Origin of the sequence: Burkholderia sp. BCC1972, from assembly GCF_905339605.1 — a bacterium.
In the GTDB taxonomy this organism is placed as follows: Bacteria; Pseudomonadota; Gammaproteobacteria; order Burkholderiales; family Burkholderiaceae; genus Burkholderia.
Genome location: NZ_CAJPGH010000003.1, coordinates 213,240 through 239,217, shown reverse-complemented (window position 1 = coordinate 239,217; position 25,978 = coordinate 213,240). Strand labels below are relative to the sequence as shown.

The window sequence follows — 25,978 nt, the reverse complement described above, 5'->3', positions numbered from 1 at the left end:
TTTCCGCAGCACGTCGTCAACAACAAAGCCCACTTCCACCACGAGAGGAGAGGAACCATCATGAAACGAGCAAGCTTTACCGCGCGCCGCACGGCACTCGCGCTGGCACTGGTCGCGTTCGGTGCATCGGCATCGGCTGCGGAACTCACGGTCGTCAACTTCGGCGGCGCGAACGGCGACGCGCAGAAGGCCGCGTTCAACCAGCCGTTCGAAAAGGCGACCGGCAACAAGGTCACGGCCGTCGAGTACAACGGCGAGCAGGCGAAGGTGAAGGCGATGGTCGAGGCGAAGCACGTCAACTGGGACGTGGTCGAGGTCGAATCGGGCGACCTGAACCGCGGCTGCGACGAAGGGCTGTACGAGAAGCTCGACTGGTCGAAGATCGCGAAGAAGTCCGACCTGATTCCGGAATCGCCGCAGGTGTGCGGCGTCGGTTTCTTCGTGTGGTCGACGGCGCTGTCGTACAACGCGGACAAGCTGAAGTCGGCGCCGACCGGCTGGGCCGATTTCTGGAACGTGAAGAAATTCCCCGGCAAGCGCGGGATGCGCAAGGGCGCGCGCTACAACCTCGAATTCGCGCTGATGGCCGACGGCGTCGCGACGAAGGACGTGTACAAGGTGCTCGGCACGAAGGCCGGCCAGGACCGCGCGTTCAAGAAGCTCGACGAGCTGAAGCCGTACATCCAGTGGTGGGAAGCGGGCGCGCAGCCGCCGCAGTTCCTCGTCGCCGGCGACGTCGTGATGTCGACCGCGTACAACGGCCGCATCGATGCCGCGCAGAAGGAAGGCAAGAACCTGAAGGTGGTGTGGAACGGCAGCATCTACGACCTCGACTACTGGGCGATTCCGAAGGGCTCGCCGAACAAGGCGCTGGCCGAGCAGTACATCGCGTATTCGCTGACGCCGAAGCCGCAGCAGGCGTATGCGCAGCACATCGCGTACGGCCCGGCGAACATCGCGGCGATCAAGTCGCTCGATGCGAAGACGCTCGCGAACCTGCCGAACTCGCCGGCGAACGGCAAGAACGCGGTGCTGGAGGACATCGGTTTCTGGACCGATCACAGCGACGAGCTCGAGCAGCGCTTCGCCGCGTGGGCGACGAAGTAACCGCCGTTCAGGTGTCCTGATGCAACCGGCCGCGCGACGCCTTATTCGCGTCGCGCGGCATTCCGCCGGAACGTGCCTGGCCGGAGAGAACCGTTGAATACGTTGACGATCGCGCCTTCCTCGCCGTCGAACGCCGCGCTCAAGCGCGAGCTGAAGGCTGCCGAGGCCCGCAAGCGCACGATGGCGCTGCTGCTGGTCGCGCCGCTCGCGATTTTCCTGCTGCTGATTTTCGTCGTGCCGATCGGCACGCTGCTCACGCGTGCGGTGCAGAACCCGGAGATCGCGACCGCATTGCCGAACACGGTCGCGGCGCTGTCGGGCTGGGACCGCAAGGCGCCGCCGGCCGACGCCGCGTATGTCGCGCTCGCGGCCGACATGACGAAGGTGGCCGACAGCGAGGCGATGGGGGCGCTCGCGCGGCGCCTGAATACTGAGATTCCCGGCTATCGCTCGCTCGTCGCGAAGACGGCGCGCGCGATGCCGCTGAAGGGCGACAACGATGCGGCGCTGACGCCCGCGCAGACGCGCGCGAAATTCATCGACCTCGACTCGCGCTGGGGTGACGCCGCGTACTGGCAGGCGATCGCGAAGAACGGCAGCCAGGTGTCGCCGTTCTACCTGCTCGCCGCGCTCGACCACAAGCAGGACGGCTTCGGCCATATCGTGCAGGCCGATCCCGACCAGTCGATCTACTTGGCAATCTTCGGCCGCACGTTCGTGATCGGCATCGCCGTCACGCTCTTTGCGCTGCTGCTCGGCTATCCGCTCGCGTACTGGATCTCGACGCTGTCGGAGCGGCGCGCGAACCTCGTGATGATCCTCGTGCTGATTCCGTTCTGGACCTCGGTGCTCGTGCGCGTCGCCGCGTGGATCGTGCTGCTGCAGAGCGAAGGGCTCATCAACACGGCGCTGATCGGCAGCGGGCTGATCTCGCATCCGCTGACGCTGCTGTTCAACCGCGTCGGCGTGTACATCTCGATGACGCACATCCTGTTGCCGTTCATGATCCTGCCGCTCTACAGCGTGATGAAGTCGATCCCGCCCACGTACCAGCGCGCGGCCGTGTCGCTCGGCAGCCATCCGTTCGCCGCGTTCTGGCGCGTGTACGTGCCGCAGACCTATCCGGGCGTCGGCGCGGGCGCGTTGCTCGTGTTCATCCTCGCGATCGGCTACTACATCACGCCCGCGCTGCTCGGCGGGCCGAACGACCAGATGGTCAGCTACTACGTCGCGTACTTCACGAACGTGACCATCAACTGGGGCATGGCGTGCGCACTCGGCGGGCTGCTGCTCGCGGCGACGCTCGTGCTGTATGCGGTGTACGGGCGCTTCACGCGCACCAACGTGAGCCTCGGCTGAGCGCCGCGTACTACGAAACGGAAAAGGGGATGCCGACCATGAAACTCGCCAGGCCGCTGTTCGCGCCGCACATGTCGTTCGTCGAGCGCGCGTGGTACGTCGCGTTGCGCGTGCTCGTCGTGCTGACGCTGCTGTACCTGATCCTGCCGGTGCTTGCGATCGTGCCGCTGTCGTTTTCGTCGAGCACGTTCCTCGTCTATCCGATTCCGGGTTTCTCGATGCGCTGGTACGAGAACCTGATCGCATCGGACGAGTGGCGGATGGCCGCGAAGAACAGCTTCATCGTCGCGCCGTCGGCGACCGTCGTCGCGACCGTGCTCGGCACGCTCGCCGCGATCGGGCTCACGAAGGCCGACTTCCGCGGCAAGGGGCTGCTGATGGCCGTGCTGCTGTCGCCGATGATCGTGCCCGTTGTCGTCGTGGGCGTCGGCATGTACCTGTTCTTCGCGCCGCTCGGGCTCGCGAACACGTACACGGGGCTGATCGCCGCGCACGCGGCGCTCGGCGTGCCGTTCGTCGTGACGACGGTTGCCGCGACGCTGCAGGGCTTCAACCAGAACCTGGTGCGCGCGAGCCTGTCGCTCGGCGCGAACCCGGTGTCGACCTTCTTTCGCGTGACGCTGCCGGTGATCGCGCCGGGCGTGATGTCGGGCGCGCTGTTCGCGTTCGCGACGTCGTTCGACGAAGTGGTCGTCACGCTGTTCCTCGCCGGAGCAGACCAGACGACGCTGCCGCGCCAGATGTTCACGGGCATCCGCGAGAACATCAGCCCGACGATCGCTGCGCTCGCAACGATCCTGATCGTATTCTCGACGAGCCTGCTGCTCGCGCTCGAATGGCTGCGCGGACGCAATGCGCGGCGCGCGGTGAGCTGACCCATCACGCACGGTACGATGCGCCGCCGCGCATGGGGCACGCGGCGCATTTTCTTTCATTCGGCTGACTGACGAGGCGGTTGCCTGCACGTTCGGTGCGGCTCTGCAACAATACGGGCGCGGCGGCGCGCGTTCCGTGCGGTGCGACCGGAACGCCGCCGCGAGTCCAATCCGCGGCGCAACGCGTCGCTCGTCAGCCGAGCCTCATCTTGTCCGAATTCGCTTCTCCCGCCGGCGCCCAGGAGCCGGCCGTCAACTGGCGCGCGATGTCCGCCGTGCTGCTGGCCGTCGCGCTCGCGACGCTCGACACCGCGATCGCGAACACCGCGCTGCCCGCGATCGCCGCCGACCTGCACGCGTCGCCGGCCGCTTCCGTGTGGATCATCAACGCCTATCAGCTCGCGATGGTCGCGACGCTGCTGCCGTTCGCGTCGCTCGGCGACATCGTCGGCCACAAGCGCGTGTATATCGCCGGGCTTGCGGTGTTCACGCTCGCCTCGCTCGGCTGTTCGCTCGCGTCGACGCTGCCGATGCTGACGGCCGCGCGGATCGTGCAGGGCTTCGGCGCGAGCGCGATCATGAGCGTCAACGTCGCGCTGATCCGCGGCCTGTTTCCCGCGCACCGGCTCGGCCGTGGCGTCGGCTTCAACGCGCTCGTCGTCGGCGTGTCGTTCGCGGTGGGGCCGACGATCGCGTCGCTGATCCTGTCGGTTGCCGCATGGCCGTGGCTGTTCGCCGTGAACGTGCCGCTCGGTGTGTTTGCGCTTGCCGTGGCGATTCCGTCGCTGCCGCAGATGGCGCGCGGCAAGCATGTATTCGATCCGGTCGCCGCGCTGTTCAACGTGATCACGTTTGCGGCGCTGATCTTCGCGCTCGGCGAATTCGCGCAGCGTGGGCCGCTTTCCGTCGTGTTCGCGTCGGCCGCGGTTGCACTCGCGTTCGGCTGGCTGCTGATCCGCCGCCAGGCCGGGCATCCGGCGCCGATGCTGCCGGTCGACCTGTTCCGCCGGCCCGTGTTCACGCTGTCCGCACTGACCGCCGTGTGCGCATTCGCCGCGCAGGGGCTCGCGTTCGTGTCGCTGCCGTTCTATTTCGAAACCGTCCTGCATCGCAGCGCGGTCGAGACGGGCTTCCTGATGACGCCGTGGTCGGCGGTCGTCGCGTTCGCCGCGCCGATCGCGGGCCGCCTGTCGGATCGTTATCCGCCCGGCCTGCTCGGCGCGATCGGGCTTGCGTTGCTGAGCGCGGGCATGGTGTCGCTCGCGGCGCTGCCGGTGTCGCCGGGTGTCGTCGACATCGGCTGGCGGATGATGCTGTGCGGCGCGGGTTTCGGTTTCTTCCAGTCGCCGAACCTGAAGGCGCTGATGTCGAGTGCGCCGCCCGAGCGCAGCGGCGGCGCGAGCGGGATCATCGCGACCGCGCGGCTGATCGGGCAGGCGACGGGTGCGGCGCTCGTCGCATTGTCGTTCGGGATCGCGGGGCGCCACGGGCCGACGCTCGCGTTGATGCTCGGTGCAGGGTTCGCCGGGGCGGCGAGCGTCGCGAGCGGGTTGCGGCTCTTTGCGCCGTCGCATCGCGCGGGCGTGCCGACCGCGCCGGAGCGCGTGAAGGAGCCGGCGGCGGAGTAGGAAAGACAAACCGGCGCGCGGCAAACACCGCGCCGCACGCCGGCCTTCACGCTTCGCTCAGAACCCGCCCGACTTGATCAGCTGGTTGAGGTTCGCGATGTTCAGGCTGCCGAAGCCGGTCGTCAGGTCCCAACCGGTGCCGGCGGTATAGCCATACCCCTGGTAGCCGTTGTTGCCCGACACGACGTCATAGCGCACGAGCGACGGATGCGACGGAATGTCCGCGTAGAAGTTGCCGGCCGGGAAACCGAGGCCCGTGCCGTTAGCCGCGAGCAGGCGCGCCCAGAAGCCCGTGAAGATCGGTGCGGCGAGGCTCGTGCCGCCGATCTGCTGCAACTGGCCGTAGTTGTAGATGTACGCGCCCGTGCTTTGCGCGGCATCGAACGAGACGTCCGGCAACTGGCGGTTGCTGCCTGACTGCCACGACGGTGCGGGCAGGATCGTGCTGACGCCGCCGCCCGTCGCCCACAGCTTGCCGTTGCTGTCGAGCCCTTCGTTCCACACCGTCTCGTTCGAGAACGCGCCTGACGACGTCGTGTAGAGCGTCGTGCCGCCGATCGCGAGCACGTGCGGCGATGCAGCCGGCCACGACACCGTGTAGTTCGCGCCGTCCGGATAGCCGCGGTTGTTGCACTCGTACACGCCTTCGTCGCCCGACGATACCGAGAACGTCTGGCCTTGTGCCGCCGCCGTCGTGAAGATCTGCTCCTCGGCGTCGATCGTGCCGTCCGCGTTCGCATCGGTTTCGCACCAGCCGAGCGACACGTTGATCACCTTCGCGGTGTTGTCCGACACGGCGCGGTTGAACGCCTGCGTGAGGCCCGTGTTGCCGGCGGCGTTGAGGTCCGCCATGTAGAACACGAGCTTGCCGACCTGGCCGCCGGCCGAGCCGACGATCGACTGGCTGTCGAGATCCCATTCGCCCTGGCCGTCCTGGTCGTCGGTGTAGCTGCCGCCCGAGCCGTTGGTCTTGACGGTCTGCGTCGTGACCGCGCCGTAGCCGTTGCTCGACGTGAACTGCTTCAGGTCCTGCAGCGTCTGCGACACGCCGCCGATCGTGATGATGCCGACGGTCACGCCGGCCGCGGTCGGCACGCCGGTCGCGTTGTAGAGGCCGGGGAATTCCTTCGGATAGTGGCCCGTCGCCGTGCCGGCCGCGAGTGCCTGCGGCTTCGCGACGTTGCCGATGCGCAGCATCGGCCGCGCCCGTGCGACGCTCTGCAGCCCGAGCACCGAGCCGACGACGTCGCCGAGCGCACGCGGCACTTGCGCGGTCGACGCATTGGCGAAGCCCGAGCGGCCTGCGTACTCGAAGTGCACGAGCGACGTGTTGAACGCCGTCTTCACCGTGGCAGCCGTGCCGCTGGCGGAAACCAGCAGGCGGTTCGGCGCAACCTCGACGTTCACGAAGCCGCTCTTGTGCAGATAGTCGACGACCGACTTGACCTGCGCATCGGTCGGCGCGTAGTTGGCGAGGAACTGCTCGTGCGTGAGGTACTGGCGGTAATGCGCGCTGCCGGGCCGGTTCACGTCGCGCGCCAGCTGCTTGAGCTGCGCGGCGTTGCGCAGCTTCAGGCTGACGACGACGTTGGTCGTTTCACCGCCTGCCAGTTCGAGCGACGGCGCCGCACTGCGCGCCATCAACTGCGGGCCGGTCAGAAAGGCCTTCGTATGCGTATCGACCCAATCCGTCGTCGCATGCGCCGCGGCGGCGGCGAACACGAACGGTGCCACGCACGCGAGGCGGCGGGGCGACGGAAGGGGAAGGGCAAACCAGGTGTTCCTTTTCATCGGGAGTCCTTTTTTAGGAGAGGCGACGTTACTGGAACCCCCGGCCCTTGTGGGGCCGCGAGCGGTGACGAGCGTAGGGCGTCGGTGTCGTTCGGGTAGCTGCCATTTTCCACAGCTGTCAGTTCTGACAACGGGGCGTGCCGATGCAGGCGTGGTGCCGGAAGCGCGTGCAATGGTGAGCACGGCGAACGGAACCGGTTCGCGGCACGACAGCGCGGCCACGTGCGACGTTCGTACGCACGAGTTGCTCGTCGCGGCATCGAAACGTGTGTGATCGCGGAATGGATCGACGCGCGAATGCGTGGCGTTTGCGTGTCCGTCGCCGCGCGCCGAGTCGCACTATGTGGTCAGGCGAAGCGATGCGGAAGGAGCGAATGCACGCATGCACAAAAACGGGGCCGGTTTAGCGCGAACGTTTCCCGAACTGTGGAACAGCGCGCCGGCCAGTCTTGCAGGCGGCTTTCGGATCACATGTCGCGATTGCGGATTAGAGGAAACGCTCGAATCCGGCGACGGGCGCGAGCCGGTGCGCCGTAGACGTCACCCGCTCGGGATCGACAGACATCGCCCGCGAAATTCCGCCTTGACGCACGACGATCAGCGGATATCCTTCAATTCATAACCATTTGGTTATGGATTTTGGACGATATGCAGAACACCTACGACATGCTGTTCCGGACACTCGCCGATCCGACGCGCCGCGCGCTTTTCGAGCGGCTCTGCGCGGAGGGCGAGCTGACGGTTGCCGCACTGACCGCCCATGCGGGCGTGTCGCAGCCGGCCGTGTCGAAGCACCTCGGTGTACTGAAGCAGGCCGGGCTCGTGAACGACCGTCACGAAGGCCGGCAGACGCACTACAGCGCGCAGCCGCAAGCGCTGGCCCCGCTGATCGACTGGACGAGCCAGATGGCAGGTTTCTGGCAGAGCCGGTTCGATGCGCTCGAAGATGTCCTTAAAAGGATGGATCAGTAATGAACCAAGCCACTACCGAAACGCGCTCCGTCGTCGTCGACCGGGAGCTGCCTCATCCGCCGGAGAAGATCTGGCGTGCGCTCACGCAGCCGCACCTGATCGAGGCGTGGCTGATGAAGAGCGACTTCGAGCCCGTCGCGGGCCGCGCCTTCAGCTTCCGTGCGGACTGGGGCTCGGTCGACTGCACGGTGCTGACGATCGAGCCGCCGCGCACGCTGTCCTACACGTGGGCCGCGTACGGCCTCGAAAGCGTCGTCACGTGGACGCTCACGCCGACGGCGGCCGGCACGCACCTGCGCATGGAGCAGGTCGGTTTCCGCGCGGATCAGGAGCAGGCGTATCGCGGCGCGCAGCATGGCTGGGTGCGGTTCTTCGAGTCGCTCGAACAGGTGCTGGCGCGCCCTGACGAAGGCACGGAGGCTCGCGCATGAGTTCAACGGACCTCACACCGTCGGCGCGCATCGATGCGCTGATTGCCGGCATCGCCGACTGGCGCGGCAAGACCTTCGCCGATCTCCGCCAGACGATCCTCGCTGCGCAGGCGGGCATCGTCGAGGAATGGAAATGGATGGGCAGCCCGGTCTGGTCATGCGACGGGATGATCGCGGTGGCGAACGCGCACAAGGGCAAGGTGAAAGTGACCTTCATGCACGGCGCGCAGCTCCCCGATCCCGACAAGCTGTTCAACGACGGCCTCGAAGGCAATGCGCGGCGCGCGATCGATTTCTTCGAAGGCGACAAGATCGACAAGCGGGCGTTGAAGAACCTCGTGCGCGCGGCGATCGAATACAACCGCACGCATCTGAAGAAGAACGCGCGGGCGGGTGCTGGCACGAAGGCGCGCGGTGACAAGGCGGTGTAAGGCCGCATCAGGCGCAGGCAAAAAAAGCCCGACACGAGGTCGGGCATCCAAATCGGCCGCAACCGCCCGCGAGGCGGCTGCGGCACCTGCAACAGCCGCGCTTACGCTGCGAGCAGCGAGCGCAGCACGAACGGCAGGATACCGCCGTGCTTGTAGTAGTCGACTTCGATCGGCGTATCGATGCGCAGCAGCACCGGCACGCGCTGCGTTTCGCCGTTCTTGCGGTTGATCACGAGCGTGACGTCCTGCTGCGGCTTGAAGTCGTCGCCGAGGCCTTCGATGTCGTACGTTTCTTCACCGGTGATGCCGAGCGACTGGACGCTGTCCGCACCCTTGAACTGCAGCGGCAGCACGCCCATGCCGACCAGGTTCGAGCGGTGGATCCGCTCGAAGCTGCGTGCGATCACGGCCTTCACGCCGAGCAGTTGCGTGCCCTTCGCGGCCCAGTCGCGCGACGAGCCCGTGCCGTACTCTTCGCCCGCGAATACGACGGTCGGCGTGTCGGCTGCGACGTACTGCATCGCCGCGTCGTAGATCGACTGCTGTTCGCCGCTCGGCTGGTGGATCGTCAGGCCGCCTTCGACACGCGTGCCGTCTGCCTTCGCCGGGATCATCAGGTTCTTGATCCGGACGTTCGCGAACGTGCCGCGCATCATCACGTCATGGTTGCCGCGGCGCGAGCCGTAGCTGTTGAAATCGGCCTTCTGCACGCCGTTTTCCTTCAGCCACTTGCCTGCCGGCGAGTCTTCCTTGATCGAGCCTGCCGGGCTGATGTGGTCGGTCGTGACCGAGTCGCCGAAGATGCCCAGCGCACGCGCGCCCTTGACCGTCGGGATCGATGCGGCCGGTTCCATCGAGAAGTCGTTGCCGAAGAACGGCGGCTCGGCGATGTAGGTCGACTTCGGCCAGTCGTAGACCTGGCCCGATTCGCCCTCGATCTTGCTCCAGAGGTCGCCCTTCTTGGTCAGCTTCGAGTAGTTGTCCTCGAACTTCTTCGGATCGAGCGCGAACTTGAGCAGCGCGTGGATTTCTTCGCTCGTCGGCCAGATGTCGCCGAGGTAGATGTCGCGGCCGCCCTTGCCCTTGCCGACCGGCTCGGTCATCAGGTCGCGCGTGATGTTGCCGGCGATTGCATACGCGACGACCAGCGGCGGCGACGCGAGGAAGTTCGCGCGAATGTTCGGGTGGATACGCGCTTCGAAGTTACGGTTGCCGGACAGCACGGCTGCCGCGACGATGTCGTTCTTCGTGATCGCTTCGTTCAGTTCCGGCGTGAGGTCGCCCGCGTTGCCGATACAGGTCGTGCAGCCGTACGCGGCGACTTCGAAGCCGAGCTTCGACAGGTAGGGCAGCAGGCCCGTCTTCGTCAGGTACTCGGTGACGATGCGCGATCCCGGCGCGAGCGAGGTCTTGATCTTCGGATCGACCGTGAGGCCGGCCTCGACCGCCTTCTTCGCGAGCAGGCCGGCGGCCAGCAGCACGCTCGGGTTCGACGTGTTCGTGCACGACGTGATCGCGGCGATCAGGATGTCGCCGTTCTTCACGTCGACGCCGTTGCTCGTCGTGTACTGCGTGCCCAGGTCGTCTGCCTTCTTCGCGAAGCCGTTTTCCGCGACCGGCTTCGAGAACAGGTCGGTGAACGTCGACTTGACGTTGCCGATCTCGATGCGGTCCTGCGGGCGCTTCGGGCCGGCGAGCGACGGGGCGACCGTCGTCAGATCCAGCGTCACGACCTTCGTGTAGTCGATGTCGCCGGCCTTCGGGATGCCGAACAGCTTCTGCGCCTTGAAGTAGTTTTCGAACGCGGCGATTTCCGCCTTCGTGCGGCCCGTGCCTTCGAAGTAGTCGATCGTCTTTTCGTCGACCGGGAAGAAGCCCATCGTCGCGCCGTATTCCGGCGCCATGTTGCCGATCGTCGCGCGATCCGGCAGCGACAGCGACTTCGTGCCTTCGCCGAAGAATTCGACGAACTTGCCGACGACCTTCTCCTTGCGCAGCATTTCGGTGATGGTCAGCACCAGGTCGGTGGCCGTCACGCCTTCGCGCAGCTTGCCCTTCAGCTCGACGCCGACGACGTCCGGCGTCAGGAAGTACACCGGCTGGCCGAGCATGCCGGCTTCCGCCTCGATGCCGCCCACGCCCCAGCCGACCACGCCGATGCCGTTGATCATCGTCGTGTGGCTGTCCGTGCCGACGAGGGTGTCCGGGTAGTACACGGTGTCGCCGCCGTCCGCCTTCTTGTGGACGCCGCGCGCGAGGTATTCGAGGTTCACCTGGTGGACGATGCCCACGCCCGGCGGCACGACCTTGAACGTGTCGAATGCCTGCATGCCCCACTTCATGAACTGGTAGCGCTCGTTGTTGCGCTGGAATTCCAGCTTCATGTTCAGGTCGAGCGCGTCCTTCTGGCGGAAGTAGTCGATCTGGACCGAGTGGTCGACGACGAGATCGACCGGGACCAGCGGCTCGATCTTCTTCGGGTTCTTGCCCGTGCGCTCGGCGACGCCGCGCATGGCCGCGATGTCGGCGAGCAGCGGCACGCCCGTGAAGTCCTGCAGCACGACGCGCGACACGACGAACGGAATCTCGTCGACGCGCTTCGCGGTCGGCTTCCAGTTCGCGAGCTGCTCGATGTGCTCTTCGGTGATTTTCTTGCCGTCGTAGTTGCGCAGCACGGACTCGAGCACGATACGGATCGACACCGGCAGGCGTTCGATCTTCGTCTTCAGTTCCTTGCCGAGTTGCGGCAGCGAGTAGAACTTGCCTTTGCCGGAACCGCTGTCGAATTCCTTGAGGGTCTTGTGGAGATTGTGGGCCATGGTGATTTTCCTGGGTTTAAGGCTAGGAAACAAAGAGTCCTGTATCTGACGGCTATATCACATACAAGTCGACGTACTCATCGACCGGCATCGCTTCGAGCTTTGCCTGGTCCAGCGACACGTCGAGAATCGCTTGTTGCTGCTTTGCCGGGAAGCGGCGCGCGAGGTTGGTCCGGAACTTGTCGACCAGGAGCGGGATGCCGTCGGTGCGGCGCCGCCGATGGCCGAGCGGGTATTCGACCGCCACTTCGGCAAGCTTCGAGCCGTCCGTGAACTCGATCATCAGCGCATTCGCGATCGATCGCTTGTCCGGATCGTGATAATCCTTCGTGAACTGCGGATCCTCGACGCAGACGGTCTTCGCGCGCAGCGCGTCGATGCGGGGATCGGCGGCGGCCGAGTCTTCATAGTCGGCCGCGGTCAGCCGGCCGAACAGCAGCGGCACGGCGACCATGTACTGGATGCAGTGGTCGCGGTCGGCCGGATTGGCGAGCGGACCCTGCTTGTCGATGATGCGGATCGCGGCCGCATGCGTGCGGATCGTGATCTTGCCGATGTCGTCGGTCGTGCGGCCCGCGGCGGCGAGTTGCGCGTGCAGCTGCAGCGCGGCCTCGGCGGCCGTCTGCGCATGGAATTCGGCGGGAAAGGCGATCTTGAACAGCACGTTTTCCATCACGTACGTGCCGTACGGGCGCTGGAAGCGGAACGGCTTGCCGTCGAACAGCACGTCGTAGAAGCCCCAGGTCTTCGCGGTGAGCGCCGCCGGGTAGCCCATTTCGCCCGTTCTCGCGATCAGCGCGAGGCGCACCGCGCGGGACGTGGCGTCGCCGGCCGCCCACGACTTGCGCGAACCGGTGTTCGGCGCGTGGCGGTAGGTGCGTAGCGCGTGGCCGTCGACGAACGCGTTGGATACCGCGTTGATCAGCTCGTCGCGCGTGAGCCCGAGCAGCCGGCCGACGACGGCGGTCGACGCGACCTTCACGAGCAGCACGTGGTCGAGCCCGACCGCGTTGAACGAATTCTCGAGTGCGAGACAGCCCTGGATTTCGTGGGCCTGGATCATCGCGACGAGTACGTCGCGCATCAGGAGCGGCTTGCGGCCGGCCGCGCGGGCCGTGCGGGAAAGCCAGTCGGCCGTCGCCAGGATCCCGCCGAGGTTGTCGGACGGATGACCCCATTCGGCGGCGAGCCAGGTGTCGTTGAAGTCCAGCCAGCGGATCATCGCGCCGATGCCGAACGCGGCCTGGACGGGATCGAGCTGGAAGGACGTGCCGGGCACCTTCGCGCCGTTCGGCACGATCGTGCCGGGCACGACGGGGCCGAGCAGCTTGGTGCAGGCAGGGTAGGACAGCGCCTCGAGTCCGCATCCGAGCGTGTCGATCAGGCAATGACGCGCCGTCTCCAGCGCGAGCGCGCTGTCGATGCCGGTGTTCAGCACGTAGTCGACGATATCGACGAGTACCGTATCCGGAGCAGGGCGGACGTTGGAGACCGGGGCGGACATCGAGGGGCCGAGGGGAACGCGCTTAGTTCGTTGCCGGCTTCAGCTCGTTCGATTGCGTCGGCGCCGCCGAGCCTTGTGCCATTTCCGGCGTCACGCATTCGTCCGCGAGGCGTTCGCCGCCGTTTGCGTCCGAGAACAGCATCGCCTTGGTCGGGATCACGACCAGCTTGAAGCCTGCTGCCGGATCGTAGAACGTGTCGGCGCCCGTCGTCGTGGCTTGACGCGGCAGCTTGTAGTTCTTCTTCGCCCAGTGAACCGTGACGACCTGGTCGCGCTTCATGTCGCCGGCGAGGTCGAACGACAGGCCTTCCTTACAGGCCCACTTGACCGCGCCGTCCGGTACCGGATCGACCTTGGCTGCGGCACGCGCCTGCGCCTTCTTGCTGCGCGGGATGATGCGCTTGGCCGGTGCTGGGCGCTTGGCCGTTGCCTTCTTCGCGGTCGTCGTGGCCGTACCCTGGGCAAACGCGCTCGGAGCCGACACCAGCATCGTGGCGGACAAGGCGCCGATGGCGGTAGCGATCAGGAGTTTCTTCATGGAGTCAGAACCTTTCGATAATCAGTTGACAAGGGCCGGCAATCGAAACTGCCGGCCGGTTTGAAACTGCACGCGCCCCGAAAGCGCGCAGCGGCCGCTATTTTCACCTATTTGGCCGCGCGCATATCAGGTTTTCGGGCTCCGTTACGTTTTTTGTCGTTTCGCAAACCTCTGTCCGGTTTGCGCATCGGCGAATGCATGAGATTCGTGTATCCGGCGTAGCGGCCGGCGGCGCACACTTACGGCGCGGCGCCCGCGGCGGTCGGGCCGAACAGCGGCGCGGCCTCGGCCGGTACGGGCTGGCCGGTGGCGCGCGCACGGCGCAATACCGACCAGTAATAGCGATAACTCGCGCGATCGTGCAGCGTATCACCGTGACGCGTCGGGCCCCAGTCGGCGGCCTGCGCGGCCAGCAGGATCTCGGCGGCCAGCGCGACCTCGTCGGTGCGCGGCGCGAACGCGTCGACGATCGGGCGGATCTGCGCGGGATGGATGCTCCACATCCGCGTGAACGCGAATTCGTCGCGCGCGCGGCGCGCGTCGCCGGCCACGACGCTCATGTCGCGCACTTCGGTCGTCACGTTGTGCGACGGCGTCTTGCCGTGCGCGTGGCAGGCCGCGGCGATTTCGAGCTTCGCGCGGCGCACGAGCGGGTGGTCGAACTGGCCGGGCGAGCGCATCGCGGAATCGGGAATCGCGCCATGGTGCGCGGAGACGAAATCCATCAGCCCGAAGCTCAGCGTGCCGACCGTCGGCAGCGCGGCCAGCGCGGCCGCCTGCGCCAGCGCGCCGTGCGTCTCGACCAGCACGTCGACCGCGATCGGCTGCGCGATGCCGAGCTCGCGGCGCGTGCCTTCGATGAACGCGGTCATTTCGGCGGCGTCGGCCGCGCTGGCGATCTTCGGGAGCGTGATGTAGGCCGGTGCACGCGCGGCGCGCAGCACGATGCGGACGTCGTCGCGCCAGTGCGGGTGGGAAAAGTCGTGGATCCGGACGCCGACGCGGCCGAAGCGGTTCTCGTCGCTGCCGAGCAGGTCGGCGACGAGGGCCGCATGCGCGGCTTCCTGGCCGACGGCGGCGCCGTCCTCGCAGTCGAACGTGATGTCGAACACGGGGCCCAGCTCGGCCTGCAGCGCGAGCGACTTGCGCATCAGCTTTTCGCTGCCCGCGTAATGATCGCAGCTGGGCAGGATCGCGGGCGGGGACGCCCCGTCGTACAGCACTTGTGCAGGAGTGAGCGCGGCCATCTCTTCGACGTCAGGGGAGCGTGCAACGTGGAGAAAATCGGATTCGGGCAGGTTCTGGGCCCGTGCGCGGCGGCGCGGGGCGGCAAAACATGCGCGGATCGGATCGTTCGGCAGGGCCGGCGGGTGGCCGGCCCGGACCGAAACCGGGTGGCCCGAGGGCCGCCCGGCAAAGGCGCGTGATACTCAGTTCTTCAGCAGGTGAGCGACGCCATCGCGCTCTTCGAGCAGCTCGGCCAGCGTGCCGTCCATCTTCTCGCGCGAGAACGCGTCGATTTCCAGGCCTTCGACGCGCTTGTACTCGCCGTTTTCGCAGGTGACCGGCACGCCGTAGATGATGTCTTCGGGGATGCCGTACGAGCCGTCCGACGGGATGCCCATCGTGACCCACTTGCCGTTCGTGCCGAGCACCCAGTCACGGACGTGGTCGATCGCCGCGTTGGCTGCCGACGCTGCCGACGACAGGCCGCGCGCTTCGATGATCGCCGCGCCGCGCTTGCCGACGGTCGGGATGAACGTGTCGCGGTTCCACACGTCGTCGTTGATCAGCTTCAGCAGCGATTCGCCTTCGGCGGTCGCGAAGCGGAAATCCGGGTACATCGTCGGCGAGTGGTTGCCCCACACGGCGAGCTTCTCGATCGACGCGACCGGCTTGCCCGACTTGGCGGCGAGCTGCGACAGCGCGCGGTTGTGGTCGAGGCGCAGCATCGCCGTGAAGTTCTTCTTCGGCAGATCCGGTGCCGACTTCATCGCGATGTATGCGTTCGTGTTCGCCGGGTTGCCGACGACCAGCACCTTGACGTCGCGGCTCGCGACTTCGTTCAGCGCAGCGCCCTGGACCGTGAAGATTTCGGCGTTGGCCGACAGCAGGTCCTTGCGTTCCATGCCCTTCGAGCGCGGACGTGCACCGACCAGCAGCGCGACGTCTGCATCCTTGAATGCAACCTTCGGATCGTCGGTGATCACGACGCCCGCGAGCAGCGGGAACGCGCAATCGTCGAGTTCCATCACGACGCCTTTGACGGCGCCTTGGGCTTGCGGGAGGTCGAGCAGTTGCAGGATGACCGGCTGATCCTTGCCGAGCAGGTCGCCGTTCGCGATGCGGAACAGCAGGGAGTAAGCGATTTGACCTGCGGCGCCGGTGACGGCAACGCGCTTTGCGGGCTTAGCCATTGAAAATCTCCAGGACGGGTGAAGCGTTGGACGCTAGCGAAAACGCCATTCTATGCGCGTTGTGCGTAGCGTTGCATTGAAGCAGGGCGGAGGACTCGCGATGGCAGACGCGGTGAACCTGGAGACGGCCGTGGCACGTAGCCGGGGACGCGCTGTTGCACCCGCGAACCCTTGCTCGACCGGGAGTGTAGGAGCCGTCACGCGCAAAGTCAAACGGTATCATATGTCTTATATAAGACAGATGTTTTGCGGAAATTGAGTGGACGAAAAAGTGCGGTTTGTGATGAAATGCGCGCCATGACATCGAACCAGGCGAATACCGCGAATCAGACCGGCGCAGGCAGCCCAGGGCAGCCGGGCGCGGGCGATCCCGCACCTTCGCCTGCGGCGCCGCCGTCGCCGACGTTCAGTCCGTTATACCAGCAGATTAAGTCATTGATCACGCAAAGTCTCGAAACCGGTGAATGGAAGCCGGGCGAGATCATCCCGAGCGAAGTGGAGCTCGCGGCCCGCTACAAGGTCAGCCAGGGCACCGTGCGCAAGGCGATCGACGAGTTGGCCGCCGAAAACCTCGTGGTCCGGCGTCAGGGCAAGGGCACTTTTGTTGCAACGCACAATGAAGACCGCGCGCAGTTCCGCTTCCTGCGCCTGCTGGCCGACGACGGGGCCGAACACCCGCACGTGAGCCGCCTGCTCGAATGCCGCCGCCTGCGTGCGCCGGCCGAGATTGCGCGGCAGCTCGACCTGAAGCCGGCCGATCCGGTCGTCCAGGTGCGCCGCCTGCTGGAGTTCGAGAACGAAGTGACGGTGCTCGACGAGATCTGGCTGCCGGGCGCGATGTTCCGCGGGCTCACGTTCGAGCGGCTGAGCGAGTACAAGGGGCCGCTCTACGCGATGTTCGAGACGGAGTTCGGCACGCGGATGATCCGCGCGACGGAGAAGATCCGCGCAGTCGCGGCCGAGCCGTCGGTGGCCGACCTGCTGCACGTCCCGGCTGGTTTTCCTTTGCTGTCGGTCGAGCGCGTGTCCTATACATACGGAGACCGGCCGGTGGAGGTGCGTCGCGGCTGGTATGTCACAACCGGGTACTACTATCAGAATGACTTGAGTTGACGGTGTATCGGCTCAAGCCGAGTGCTTCGCGATCCCCATGCTCGCGAAGCACGTTTCGGGCCGCCTTTGTTCTTGTTCGCGCAACTATCCAGAGCAGACTTTCGCTGCAGCGCGATATAAAAAGGCGCTAAAATCGCGGATTAGTGTGACAACATAGTAGGGGTCTAGCATGACTGATGCAGTAAGAAAGCCGAGGCCGGAATACCGGAACATCGGACTCGCCGATATCACGATGAAATATCGCATGCCGCTGGCAGCGACTTTGTCGATCCTCCATCGAGTCAGCGGCGCGCTGCTGTTCTTGTTCCTGCCGTTCCTGCTGTTCCTCTTCGACCAGAGTCTCACCTCCGAGATCAGTTTCGAAGTCTTCAAGGCTTTCCTCTCCAACATCATCGTCAAGCTGATCGTCCTCGCACTGTCGTGGGCCTTCTTCCACCATTTCTGCGCCGGCATTCGCCACCTGCTGATGGACGTCAACCACGACGCCGTCACGAAGGAAGGCGGCAAGCGGACGGCAGTCGTCGTCTTTGTCGTCTCGATCGCGCTGACGATCGCCATGGCACTCAAACTGTTCGGAGCATTCTAAGAAAATGGCAGCCAATAACCGAATCGGCTCGAAGCGCCTCGTCGTCGGCGCTCACTACGGCCTGCGCGACTGGCTCGCGCAGCGCATCACCGCCACGATCATGGCGGTCTACACGGTCATTCTGCTCGTCCTGTTCTTCGGCGCGCACGATTTCTCGTACGAAGGCTGGGCATCGATCTTCGCCGCGCAATGGATGAAGCTCGCGACCTTCGTGATGCTGCTCTCCCTCTTCTACCACGCATGGGTCGGCGTGCGCGACATCTGGATGGACTACGTGAAGCCCGTCGGTGTGCGCCTGCTGCTGCAATCGCTGACCATCGTCTGGCTGCTCGCATGTGCGGGCTACGCCGCGCAGATTCTCTGGAGAGTGTAAAGAATGGCTGCAATCAAAACTAATCTCCCGCGCCGCAAGTTCGATGTGGTGATCGTCGGCGCGGGCGGCTCCGGCTTGCGCGCGGCGCTGCAACTGTCGCGCGCGGGCCTGTCGGTCGGCGTGCTGTCGAAGGTGTTCCCGACGCGTTCGCACACGGTGGCCGCGCAGGGCGGTATCGGTGCGTCGCTCGGCAACATGAGCGAAGACAACTGGCACTTCCACTTCTACGACACGATCAAGGGCTCCGACTGGCTCGGTGACCAGGATGCGATCGAATTCATGTGCCGTGAAGCGCCGAACGTCGTGTACGAACTCGAGCACTTCGGCATGCCGTTCGACCGCAACGCGGACGGCACGATCTACCAGCGCCCGTTCGGCGGCCACACCGCGAACTACGGCGAGAAGCCGGTCCAGCGCGCTTGCGCGGCCGCCGACCGTACCGGTCACGCGCTGCTGCACACGCTGTACCAGCAGAACGTCGAAGCGAAGACGCAGTTCTTCGTCGAATGGATGGCGCTCGACCTGATCCGCGACGCGGACGGCGACGTGCTCGGCGTGACGGCCCTCGAGATGGAGACGGGCGACGTCTACATCATGGAAGGCAAGACGACGCTGTTCGCGACGGGCGGCGCAGGCCGGATCTTCGCGGCATCGACCAACGCGTTCATCAACACCGGCGACGGCCTCGGCATGGCTGCGCGTTCGGGCATCGCGCTGCAGGACATGGAGTTCTGGCAGTTCCACCCGACCGGCGTGGCCGGCGCGGGCGTGCTGATCACCGAAGGCGTGCGCGGCGAAGGCGGTATCCTGCGCAACGCGAACGGCGAGCGTTTCATGGAGCGCTACGCACCGACGCTGAAGGATCTGGCGCCGCGTGACTTCGTGTCGCGTTCGATGGACCAGGAAATCAAGGAAGGTCGCGGCGTCGGTCCGAACAAGGATCACGTGCTGCTCGACCTGTCGCACATCGGCGCCGAGACGATCATGAAGCGTCTGCCGTCGATCCGCGAAATCGCGCTGAAGTTCGCGAACGTCGACGCGATCAAGGAACCGATCCCGGTCGTCCCGACGATCCACTACCAGATGGGCGGCATCCCGACCAACATCCACGGTCAGGTCGTCGGCACGTCGCGCGGCCACAAGGATCCGGTCAACGGCTTCTACGCAGTGGGCGAGTGCTCGTGCGTGTCCGTGCACGGCGCGAACCGCCTCGGTACGAACTCGCTGCTGGACCTCGTGGTGTTCGGCCGTGCGGCCGGCAACCACATCGTCGAGCACGTGAAGAACCAGAAGGAACACAAGCCGCTGCCGGCCGACGCAGGCGAATTCTCGCTGGCGCGCCTCGCGAAGCTCGACAAGTCGACGTCGGGCGAGTACACGCAAGATGTCGCGAACGACATCCGCGCGACGATGCAGAAGCACGCCGGCGTGTTCCGCACGTCGAAGCTGCTGAAGGAAGGTGTCGAGCAGATGGCCGGCCTGGCGGCACGCGTGGAAAACATCCACCTGAAGGACAAGTCGAAGGTGTTCAACACCGCGCGCGTCGAAGCGCTCGAGCTGGAGAACCTGATCGAAGTGGCTCGCGCCACGATGGTGTCGGCCGAAGCACGCAAGGAAAGCCGTGGCGCGCACGCTCACAGCGACTACGAGCATCGCGACGACGACAACTGGCTGCGCCACACGCTGTGGTACAGCGAAGGCGATCGCCTCGACTACAAGCCGGTTCAAATGAAGCCGCTGACGGTCGAATCCGTGCCGCCGAAGCCGCGCACGTTCTAAGCCGAGTCAAAGGAATCCGAAATGGCAAAACGCATTTTTGAAGTCTACCGCTACGATCCGGACAAGGACGCAGCGCCGCGCATGCAGACGTACGAGCTCGACATCCAGCATGAGCGCATGCTGCTCGACGCACTGGTGAAGCTGAAGGCACTGGACGAGACGCTGTCGTTCCGCCGTTCGTGCCGCGAAGGCGTGTGCGGTTCGGACGCGATGAACATCAACGGCAAGAACGGTCTCGCGTGCCTGACGAACCTGAACGAACTGCCGCAGAAGATCGTGCTGCGTCCGCTGCCGGGCCTGCCCGTCGTGCGCGACCTGATCGTCGACATGACGCACTTCTTCAACCAGTACCACTCGATCAAGCCGTACCTGATCAACGACGCGCCGCCGCCGGAGAAGGAACGCCTCCAGTCGCCGGAAGAACGCGACGAGCTCGACGGCGTGTACGAGTGCATTCTGTGTGCGAGCTGCTCGACGTCGTGCCCGAGCTTCTGGTGGAACCCGGACAAGTTCGTTGGCCCGGCCGGCCTGCTGCAGGCTTACCGCTTCATCGCGGACAGCCGCGACACCGCCACCGGCGAGCGTCTCGACAACCTGGAAGACCCGTACCGTCTGTTCCGTTGCCACACGATCATGAACTGCGTCGACGTTTGCCCGAAGGGCCTGAACCCGACGAAGGCGATCGGCAAGATCAAGGAACTGATGGTTCGCCGCGCGGTTTAAAGTTTGATGAGCGACGATTCGCATCAATCCGACCCGCACCGTCGCGCGCGCCTCCGCTGGCGCGCGCGGCGGGGTCTGCTGGAAAACGACATCATCTTCGAGCGTTTCTTCGGCAGATACGAGCATGACCTCACCGATGCAGACGTAGGCGCGTTGTCGCGCCTGCTCGATCTGAGCGACAACGACCTGATGGACTTGCTCCTCGCGCGCAAGGAACCAGAGGGCGACCTAGACAGCCCGGACATTCACCGGCTGTTGGAGATGCTGCGCAACGTGTAACGCCAATGTGTCACGCGTTGTGCCCGTTATCGAATCCCGTTTCTTTATTTCGATTGAGGATGTGCCATGACTCCGTCTGATGTTAAAGCCACGCTATCGTTCAGCGACAACTCGCCGAGCGTCGAACTGCCGATCTACAAGGGCACGATGGGCCCGGACGTAATCGACATCCGCAAGCTGTACGGCCAGACCGGCAAGTTCACGTACGACCCGGGCTTCATGTCGACGGCAGCCTGTAATTCGGCGATCACGTACATCGACGGCGACAAGGGCGAGCTGCTGTACCGCGGCTACCCGATCGACAACCTCGCGCAAAACGCCGACTTCCTCGAAAGCTGCTACCTGCTGCTGAAGGGCGAGCTGCCGAACGCGGCGCAGAAGAAGGAATTCGTCGACACCGTCACGAAGCACACGATGGTGCACGAGCAGATGCACTTCTTCTTCCGTGGCTTCCGCCGCGACGCGCACCCGATGGCGATCCTGGTCGCCGCAGTCGGCGCGCTGTCGGCGTTCTACCACGACTCGCTCGACATCAACGACCCGCGTCACCGTGAAGTGTCGGCGATCCGCATGATCGCGAAGCTGCCGACGCTCGTCGCGATGGCGTACAAGTACAGCATCGGCCAGCCGTTCGTGTATCCGAAGAACTCGCTGTCGTACAGCGCGAACTTCATGCACATGATGTTCTCGAACCCGTGCGAAGAGTACAAGGTCAACGACGTGCTCGTCCGCGCGCTCGACCGTATCCTGATCCTGCACGCCGACCACGAGCAGAACGCATCGACGTCGACGGTCCGCCTGGCCGGTTCGTCGGGCGCGAACCCGTTCGCGTGTATCGCAGCCGGTATCGCGTGTCTGTGGGGCCCGGCGCACGGTGGTGCGAACGAAGCCGCGCTGAACATGCTCGAGCAGATCGGCTCGCCGGACAACATCCCCGAATTCATCAAGCAGGTGAAGGACAAGAATTCGGGCGTGAAGCTGATGGGCTTCGGCCACCGCGTGTACAAGAACTACGATCCGCGTGCGAAGCTGATGCGCGAAACGTGCTACGAAGTGCTGAACGAACTGGGCCTGCACGACGACCCGCTGTTCAAGCTCGCGATGCAGCTAGAGAAGATCGCGCTGGAAGACGAATACTTCGTGTCGCGCAAGCTGTACCCGAACGTCGACTTCTACTCGGGCATCGTCCAGCGCGCGCTGGGCATCCCGACGTCGATGTTCACGTGTATCTTCGCGATGGCACGTACGGTCGGCTGGATCGCACAGTGGAACGAAATGATCGGCGATCCGGAGCAAAAGATCGGCCGTCCGCGCCAGCTGTTCATCGGCGATACGCCGCGCGAAGCGAAGCCGCTCAACGCACGTTAAGTCGTGTGCGGCGCGACCGGCCGGCAGGCCGCTCGCGTCGGGCAATCGCAACGCCACGACACCCCGACGGGTCCGCCCGTCGGGGTGTTTTTCATTTGCGCGGCCGACGCTGGCCCGGTCCGGCGCGGCGCTCCAGCGACGGCGGGCGTATGTCGAGCGCCGGTGCGTCGCCGTCGGGCGCGCGGCCGTGCTGCTTGAAGAACTGCCGATATGCGCCCGGCGTCATCCCGCGGGCGGCAAGGAACTGGCGGTTGAAGTTCGCGGCATTCGGAATGCCGCAGCGCGCGGCCACCGTCGCGATCGGCCAGTCGGTGCCGACCAGGTGGCGGCACGCGTGTGCGAGCCGCAGCCGCTGCACGTAACGGCCGACACTTTCACCGAGATGCCGGACGAACAGGCGCTGCAGCGTGCGTTCGGACAGGTGCGCGGCAGCCGCGAGCGCGTCGATGCGCAGCGGTTCGTGGAAGCGCCGGTCGATCGCGTCGAGCACCCGGTCGAGGCGTTCGGCTTCGGGCGCGGCCGCATCGACGGACGGGGCCGTGCCGTCGGCCCGGTCATACGCATGAGCGGTGGCGAGCGGCTCGCCACCGGCTTGCGCGAGATCGGCGAGCGTGTCGAGCGTGGCCGCGAGCCGTGCGCGCGGCGACGGATCGAGCAGTTGCGGCAGCCGCGCGCGCATCGCGCGGGCGGCCTCCGCGTCGAAATGCAGGCCCGGCGCCGCACGCCGCAGCAGCGAGCGCAGCGGCGCGTATTCGGGACAGCAATCGGCCAGCCGCCGCACCCAGTCGCCGTCGAACCAGACGACGAGCGCGACTTCGGGCGCCTCGCGATCGATCCGCGCGTTCGACGACCACGTATGCGGCAGGTTGGGCGGTACCAGCACGAGGTCGTCGTCCGCGTAGCGTGCGACGTGGTCGCCGATGAAGCGCTGGCCGCGGCTGTTGAGCGTCAGCGTCAGTTCGTACTCGGGGTGGCGATGCCATTCGAACGGGATGCGCGCGAGCTGGCGGTGATACACGCGGATCGAACAGCCGGGGGCGAACGTCACATGCTCGTACTGCGGCTTCATCGCGGCCTCCGGGCGAGGGCGGGCACCGCGCCGTGGCATGATCGTGAGCATTCATCATGACGGAGCGATGCGATGTTTTCACATGTCTGCGTGGGCGTCAGCGACACCGCACGCGCGTACGATTTCTACGCGCCGCTGTTCGCGGAACTCGGGTTGCGCCTGAAATTCCGCGAGCCGGATGGCTGGTCGGGCTGGATGCCGGCCGACACGGACCGGCCGCTGTTCTTCTTCGGCCGGCCGCTCGACGGCCGCGCGCCCGAACCGGGCAATGGCCACACGATCGCGTTCGCTGCACCGACCCGCGCGCACGTCGATCGCTGCCACGCGCTCGCGCTGCGGCATGGCGGCACCTGCGAAGGGCCGCCGGGCCTGCGGCCGGACTATCACCGCGACTACTACGGCGCCTATTTCCGCGATCCGGACGGCAACAAGCTCTGCGTGGTCTGTCATCGTCCGGCATGACGCACTGTTGTCAGGATTGTATCGATAGTTGACCGGATAGTGTCGATGGCGACGTCGTGCCGGCCGTACGCTGGCAGCACATCACGACACGTTCAGCGAGGAGACCACGATGCAACTGACGATTGACGATCTGCCGGCCGCGATCCGCGCGGCGAAACGGGCGCTGCGCGCCGACCTGCCCGGTTACGCGGCGTCGTTCCGCGAGCTGGAGGGCGACATCGCGCGGCAGGTCGATGCGATCCGCCGCGCGCACGCGCACGGCGATGACGTGATTCCGGTCGTACCGTTCGCGGATATCGCGGGCGGAACCGTCGATCCTCGCGCGCTTGCCGCGATCCGTACGCATGGTGCGGTCGTGATTCGCGGCGTGTTCGATGCACGGCAGGCGCGCGACTGGAACGACGAGATCGGCGCGTATCTGGACGCGAACCGCTTCGCCGACCGGTTGAACGCGCGTGCGGAAGACCGCTATTTCGGCAATCTCGCCTCGGGCAAGCCGCAGATCTACGGCGTCTACTGGTCGAAGCCGCAGGTCGCCGCGCGCCAGTCGCCGGCCCTGACGCAGGCGCGTGTGTTCCTGAACCGTCTGTGGCGGCACGCGGATGGCGCACGCATGCATTTCGATCCCGACCAGGTGCCTGCCTATGCGGACCGGATTCGCCGCCGGCCGCCCGGTTCGACGTCGCTCGGGCTGTCGCCGCACGTCGACGGCGGGTCCGTCGAGCGCTGGCTCGGTGCGAACTTCCGGCAGGTCTACCGCCACGTGCTGGCCGGGCGCTGGCGCGACTACGATCCGTTCGATGCCGCATTCCGTCCCGACGTCGAGGAGATTCCGTCGCCGGCCGTCTGTTCGATGTTCCGCACGTTCCAGGGCTGGACCGCGCTGACGCCGCAAGGGCCAGGCGACGGCACGCTGCAGTTGATCCCGGTCGCGAACGCGATGGCCTACGTCGTGCTGCGCGCGCTGCAGGACGATGTCGCGGACGACGACCTGTGCGGCGCGCGTCCCGGCCGCGCACTGTCCATCCGGCCCGAATGGCACGCGCTGCTGCTCGACGCGCTGGTGCCGATTCCGCACATGGCGCCAGGCGACGCGGTGTTCTGGCATGGCGATGTCGTGCATGCGGTCGAGGATGCGCATCGCGGCAACGGCGACAGCAACGTGATGTACATCGCCGCCGCACCGGGCTGCGCGAAGAACGATGCGTACCTGCAGCGCCAGCGGTCCGCGTTCCTGCGCGGCGAGAGCCCGCCCGATTTCCCGGCCGATCATTTCGAGATCGGCTTCGACGGGCGAAGCGGGGAGGGCGACCTGACGGCGCTGGGCCGCACGCAGATGGGGTTCGGGCCCGACGCATAACGGCCGTCTGCCGAATCCGCTGCGTGCCGCGCGCAATTCGACGCAATCGGCTGTCGGTGCAGCCGAAATCGACACGAATTGCGCAATTTGGCTTCCGATAATGGTCCGGACACAACGCCGCTGGCCCTCGCTCCGCAAGGGTGCGGCGCAGACCACGGAGGAGTCGATGCAATTCACGCAAGCGATCGTTCGCCGTCCCGCACCGTCCTGCGGCGCGGGCCTGACCACCGCCGAACTCGGCGCACCCGACTACGACAAGACGCTCACGCAGTTCCATGCATATTGCGACGCGCTGCGCACGCTCGGCGTCGCGCTGACCGAGCTGCCGCCTCTGGACGCGTTCCCCGATTCGCATTTCGTCGAGGACGTTGCGGTCGTGACGCCGGAATTCGCGGTGATCACGCGCCCCGGCGCGCCCGCGCGGCGCGGCGAGACGGTGCACATCGAAGCGGCGCTCGCCGCGCATCGCGACCTGCTGCCGATGCAGGACGGCCGTCTCGACGGCGGCGACGTGATGCTGGTCGGCAAGCGCTTCTTCATCGGCCTGACGGGCCGCACCGATGCCGAAGGCATCGCCGCATTCGAATCGCTGGTGTCGCGCTACGGCTACTCGGTCGTCGCGGTGCCGGTCGGCGCCGGCCTGCACCTGAAGTCGGTCGTCAACGCGCTCGGCGACGACACGCTGCTCGTGACCGAGGCGCTGGCCGCGCATCCGGCGTTCGCCGGCTATCGCCGGATCGCGATCTCCGCTGCCGACGAATACGCGGGCAACACGCTGCGCGTGAACGGCACGCTGATCACGCCGGCCGGCTATCCGCGCGTCCATGACGCGATCGCGCCGCTCGGGCTGCCGCTGCACGTGATCGACACGAGCGAGTTCCGCAAGATGGACGGCGGCCTGACCTGCCTGTCGCTGCGGTTCTAGCCGATTGGCGCGCGGCCGCTTCGGCCGGATAATGTGGCCCCCGCGCGGACAAGGAGACGCTCCGCGCAC

Annotated in this window: 24 protein-coding genes; 17 read left to right on the top strand and 7 right to left on the bottom strand. The window is 66.0% G+C overall.

The features are described from left to right. The first annotated feature begins 60 nt into the window (after positions 1-60). The 4 genes from U5798_RS06765 (at position 61) to U5798_RS06750 (ending at position 4,969) form a co-directional block, all read left to right on the top strand. On the top strand, positions 61-1,107 hold the full coding sequence (locus tag U5798_RS06765) for an ABC transporter substrate-binding protein (RefSeq protein ID WP_124446574.1): 1,047 nt from the start codon (positions 61-63) through the stop codon (positions 1,105-1,107). A gap of 102 nt (positions 1,108-1,209) precedes the next feature. Further along, entirely contained in the window at positions 1,210-2,466 is a 1,257-nt protein-coding gene (locus U5798_RS06760; RefSeq protein ID WP_185658083.1) for an ABC transporter permease, read from the top strand. Positions 2,467-2,504: 38 nt separating this feature from the next. Then, positions 2,505-3,341 (top strand): ABC transporter permease, encoded by an 837-nt coding sequence (locus U5798_RS06755; protein ID WP_059237266.1) that lies wholly within the window; start codon positions 2,505-2,507, stop codon positions 3,339-3,341. A gap of 209 nt (positions 3,342-3,550) precedes the next feature. Beyond that, positions 3,551-4,969: an MFS transporter gene (locus tag U5798_RS06750; RefSeq protein ID WP_322081610.1), complete on the top strand. Its 1,419-nt coding sequence runs from the start codon at positions 3,551-3,553 to the stop codon at positions 4,967-4,969. Positions 4,970-5,026: 57 nt separating this feature from the next. Here the strand turns inward: U5798_RS06750 and U5798_RS06745 are convergent, their stop codons facing one another. Then, positions 5,027-6,760, bottom strand: a complete 1,734-nt coding sequence (locus tag U5798_RS06745; RefSeq protein ID WP_322081609.1) for a S53 family peptidase — start codon at positions 6,758-6,760, stop codon at positions 5,027-5,029. A gap of 648 nt (positions 6,761-7,408) precedes the next feature. Between U5798_RS06745 and U5798_RS06740 the strand changes: the two genes are divergently transcribed. From U5798_RS06740 to U5798_RS06730, 3 genes are read left to right on the top strand one after another with little or no spacing between them, the layout of a single operon-like run. Beyond that, positions 7,409-7,732 (top strand): ArsR/SmtB family transcription factor, encoded by a 324-nt coding sequence (locus U5798_RS06740; RefSeq protein ID WP_124446581.1) that lies wholly within the window; start codon positions 7,409-7,411, stop codon positions 7,730-7,732. Further along, complete coding sequence (locus tag U5798_RS06735; protein ID WP_047850281.1) at positions 7,732-8,163, top strand: SRPBCC family protein; 432 nt, start codon at positions 7,732-7,734, stop codon at positions 8,161-8,163. The genes U5798_RS06740 and U5798_RS06735 overlap by 1 nt, the downstream gene beginning before the upstream one ends. Then, the gene (locus U5798_RS06730) at positions 8,160-8,594 is read left to right on the top strand and encodes a DUF1801 domain-containing protein (RefSeq protein WP_322081608.1); all 435 of its coding nucleotides are present in this window, start codon (positions 8,160-8,162) and stop codon (positions 8,592-8,594) included. Before U5798_RS06735 ends, U5798_RS06730 begins: the two co-directional genes overlap by 4 nt. Before the next feature lie 101 nt (positions 8,595-8,695). Here U5798_RS06730 and acnA read toward each other — a convergent pair whose 3' ends face one another. The 5 genes from acnA to U5798_RS06705 all read right to left on the bottom strand — a co-directional run bounded on the left by acnA (position 8,696) and on the right by U5798_RS06705 (position 15,872). Beyond that, positions 8,696-11,413, bottom strand: a complete 2,718-nt coding sequence (acnA, locus tag U5798_RS06725; RefSeq protein ID WP_322081607.1) for an aconitate hydratase AcnA — start codon at positions 11,411-11,413, stop codon at positions 8,696-8,698. Positions 11,414-11,465: 52 nt separating this feature from the next. After that, positions 11,466-12,917: a bifunctional 2-methylcitrate dehydratase/aconitate hydratase gene (locus U5798_RS06720; protein ID WP_322081606.1), complete on the bottom strand. Its 1,452-nt coding sequence runs from the start codon at positions 12,915-12,917 to the stop codon at positions 11,466-11,468. A 22-nt stretch (positions 12,918-12,939) separates the two neighbouring features. Continuing rightward, positions 12,940-13,455 carry a hypothetical protein gene (locus U5798_RS06715; protein WP_124446591.1) on the bottom strand — a complete coding sequence of 172 codons (516 nt, stop codon included), beginning with the start codon at positions 13,453-13,455 and terminating at the stop codon, positions 12,940-12,942. A 239-nt stretch (positions 13,456-13,694) separates the two neighbouring features. Continuing rightward, complete coding sequence (locus U5798_RS06710; RefSeq protein ID WP_322081605.1) at positions 13,695-14,702, bottom strand: HpcH/HpaI aldolase/citrate lyase family protein; 1,008 nt, start codon at positions 14,700-14,702, stop codon at positions 13,695-13,697. Positions 14,703-14,885: 183 nt separating this feature from the next. Continuing rightward, the gene (locus U5798_RS06705; RefSeq protein WP_006479357.1) at positions 14,886-15,872 is read right to left on the bottom strand and encodes a malate dehydrogenase; all 987 of its coding nucleotides are present in this window, start codon (positions 15,870-15,872) and stop codon (positions 14,886-14,888) included. Positions 15,873-16,160: 288 nt separating this feature from the next. On the opposite strand from U5798_RS06705, the gene U5798_RS06700 reads away from it, so the two are divergent. The 7 genes from U5798_RS06700 to gltA all read left to right on the top strand — a co-directional run bounded on the left by U5798_RS06700 (position 16,161) and on the right by gltA (position 22,093). Beyond that, positions 16,161-16,985, top strand: a complete 825-nt coding sequence (locus tag U5798_RS06700; RefSeq protein WP_081051930.1) for a GntR family transcriptional regulator — start codon at positions 16,161-16,163, stop codon at positions 16,983-16,985. A gap of 169 nt (positions 16,986-17,154) precedes the next feature. Continuing rightward, positions 17,155-17,571: a succinate dehydrogenase, cytochrome b556 subunit gene (sdhC, locus tag U5798_RS06695; RefSeq protein WP_124446595.1), complete on the top strand. Its 417-nt coding sequence runs from the start codon at positions 17,155-17,157 to the stop codon at positions 17,569-17,571. 4 nt (positions 17,572-17,575) lie between these two features. Then, positions 17,576-17,944: a succinate dehydrogenase, hydrophobic membrane anchor protein gene (gene sdhD / locus U5798_RS06690; protein WP_011355745.1), complete on the top strand. Its 369-nt coding sequence runs from the start codon at positions 17,576-17,578 to the stop codon at positions 17,942-17,944. 3 nt (positions 17,945-17,947) lie between these two features. Further along, positions 17,948-19,723, top strand: coding sequence for a succinate dehydrogenase flavoprotein subunit (gene sdhA, locus U5798_RS06685; RefSeq protein ID WP_124446597.1), 1,776 nt, complete (start codon positions 17,948-17,950; stop codon positions 19,721-19,723). 21 nt (positions 19,724-19,744) lie between these two features. Next, positions 19,745-20,446, top strand: a complete 702-nt coding sequence (locus U5798_RS06680; protein WP_124446599.1) for a succinate dehydrogenase iron-sulfur subunit — start codon at positions 19,745-19,747, stop codon at positions 20,444-20,446. Positions 20,447-20,452: 6 nt separating this feature from the next. Continuing rightward, positions 20,453-20,725 (top strand): succinate dehydrogenase assembly factor 2, encoded by a 273-nt coding sequence (locus tag U5798_RS06675; protein ID WP_031400668.1) that lies wholly within the window; start codon positions 20,453-20,455, stop codon positions 20,723-20,725. A gap of 66 nt (positions 20,726-20,791) precedes the next feature. Further along, positions 20,792-22,093 carry a citrate synthase gene (gene gltA, locus U5798_RS06670; RefSeq protein ID WP_011355741.1) on the top strand — a complete coding sequence of 434 codons (1,302 nt, stop codon included), beginning with the start codon at positions 20,792-20,794 and terminating at the stop codon, positions 22,091-22,093. 91 nt (positions 22,094-22,184) lie between these two features. Here the strand turns inward: gltA and U5798_RS06665 are convergent, their stop codons facing one another. Further along, positions 22,185-23,162 (bottom strand): AraC family transcriptional regulator, encoded by a 978-nt coding sequence (locus tag U5798_RS06665; RefSeq protein WP_322081604.1) that lies wholly within the window; start codon positions 23,160-23,162, stop codon positions 22,185-22,187. Between the two features lie 72 nt (positions 23,163-23,234). Between U5798_RS06665 and U5798_RS06660 the strand changes: the two genes are divergently transcribed. From U5798_RS06660 to U5798_RS06650, 3 genes are all read left to right on the top strand, one after another. Continuing rightward, positions 23,235-23,624, top strand: coding sequence for a VOC family protein (locus U5798_RS06660; protein WP_322081603.1), 390 nt, complete (start codon positions 23,235-23,237; stop codon positions 23,622-23,624). A 109-nt stretch (positions 23,625-23,733) separates the two neighbouring features. Further along, positions 23,734-24,984 (top strand): DUF1479 domain-containing protein, encoded by a 1,251-nt coding sequence (locus U5798_RS06655; RefSeq protein ID WP_322081602.1) that lies wholly within the window; start codon positions 23,734-23,736, stop codon positions 24,982-24,984. A gap of 166 nt (positions 24,985-25,150) precedes the next feature. Further along, positions 25,151-25,909 carry a dimethylarginine dimethylaminohydrolase family protein gene (locus tag U5798_RS06650; RefSeq protein ID WP_124446607.1) on the top strand — a complete coding sequence of 253 codons (759 nt, stop codon included), beginning with the start codon at positions 25,151-25,153 and terminating at the stop codon, positions 25,907-25,909. Positions 25,910-25,978 lie beyond the last annotated feature (69 nt).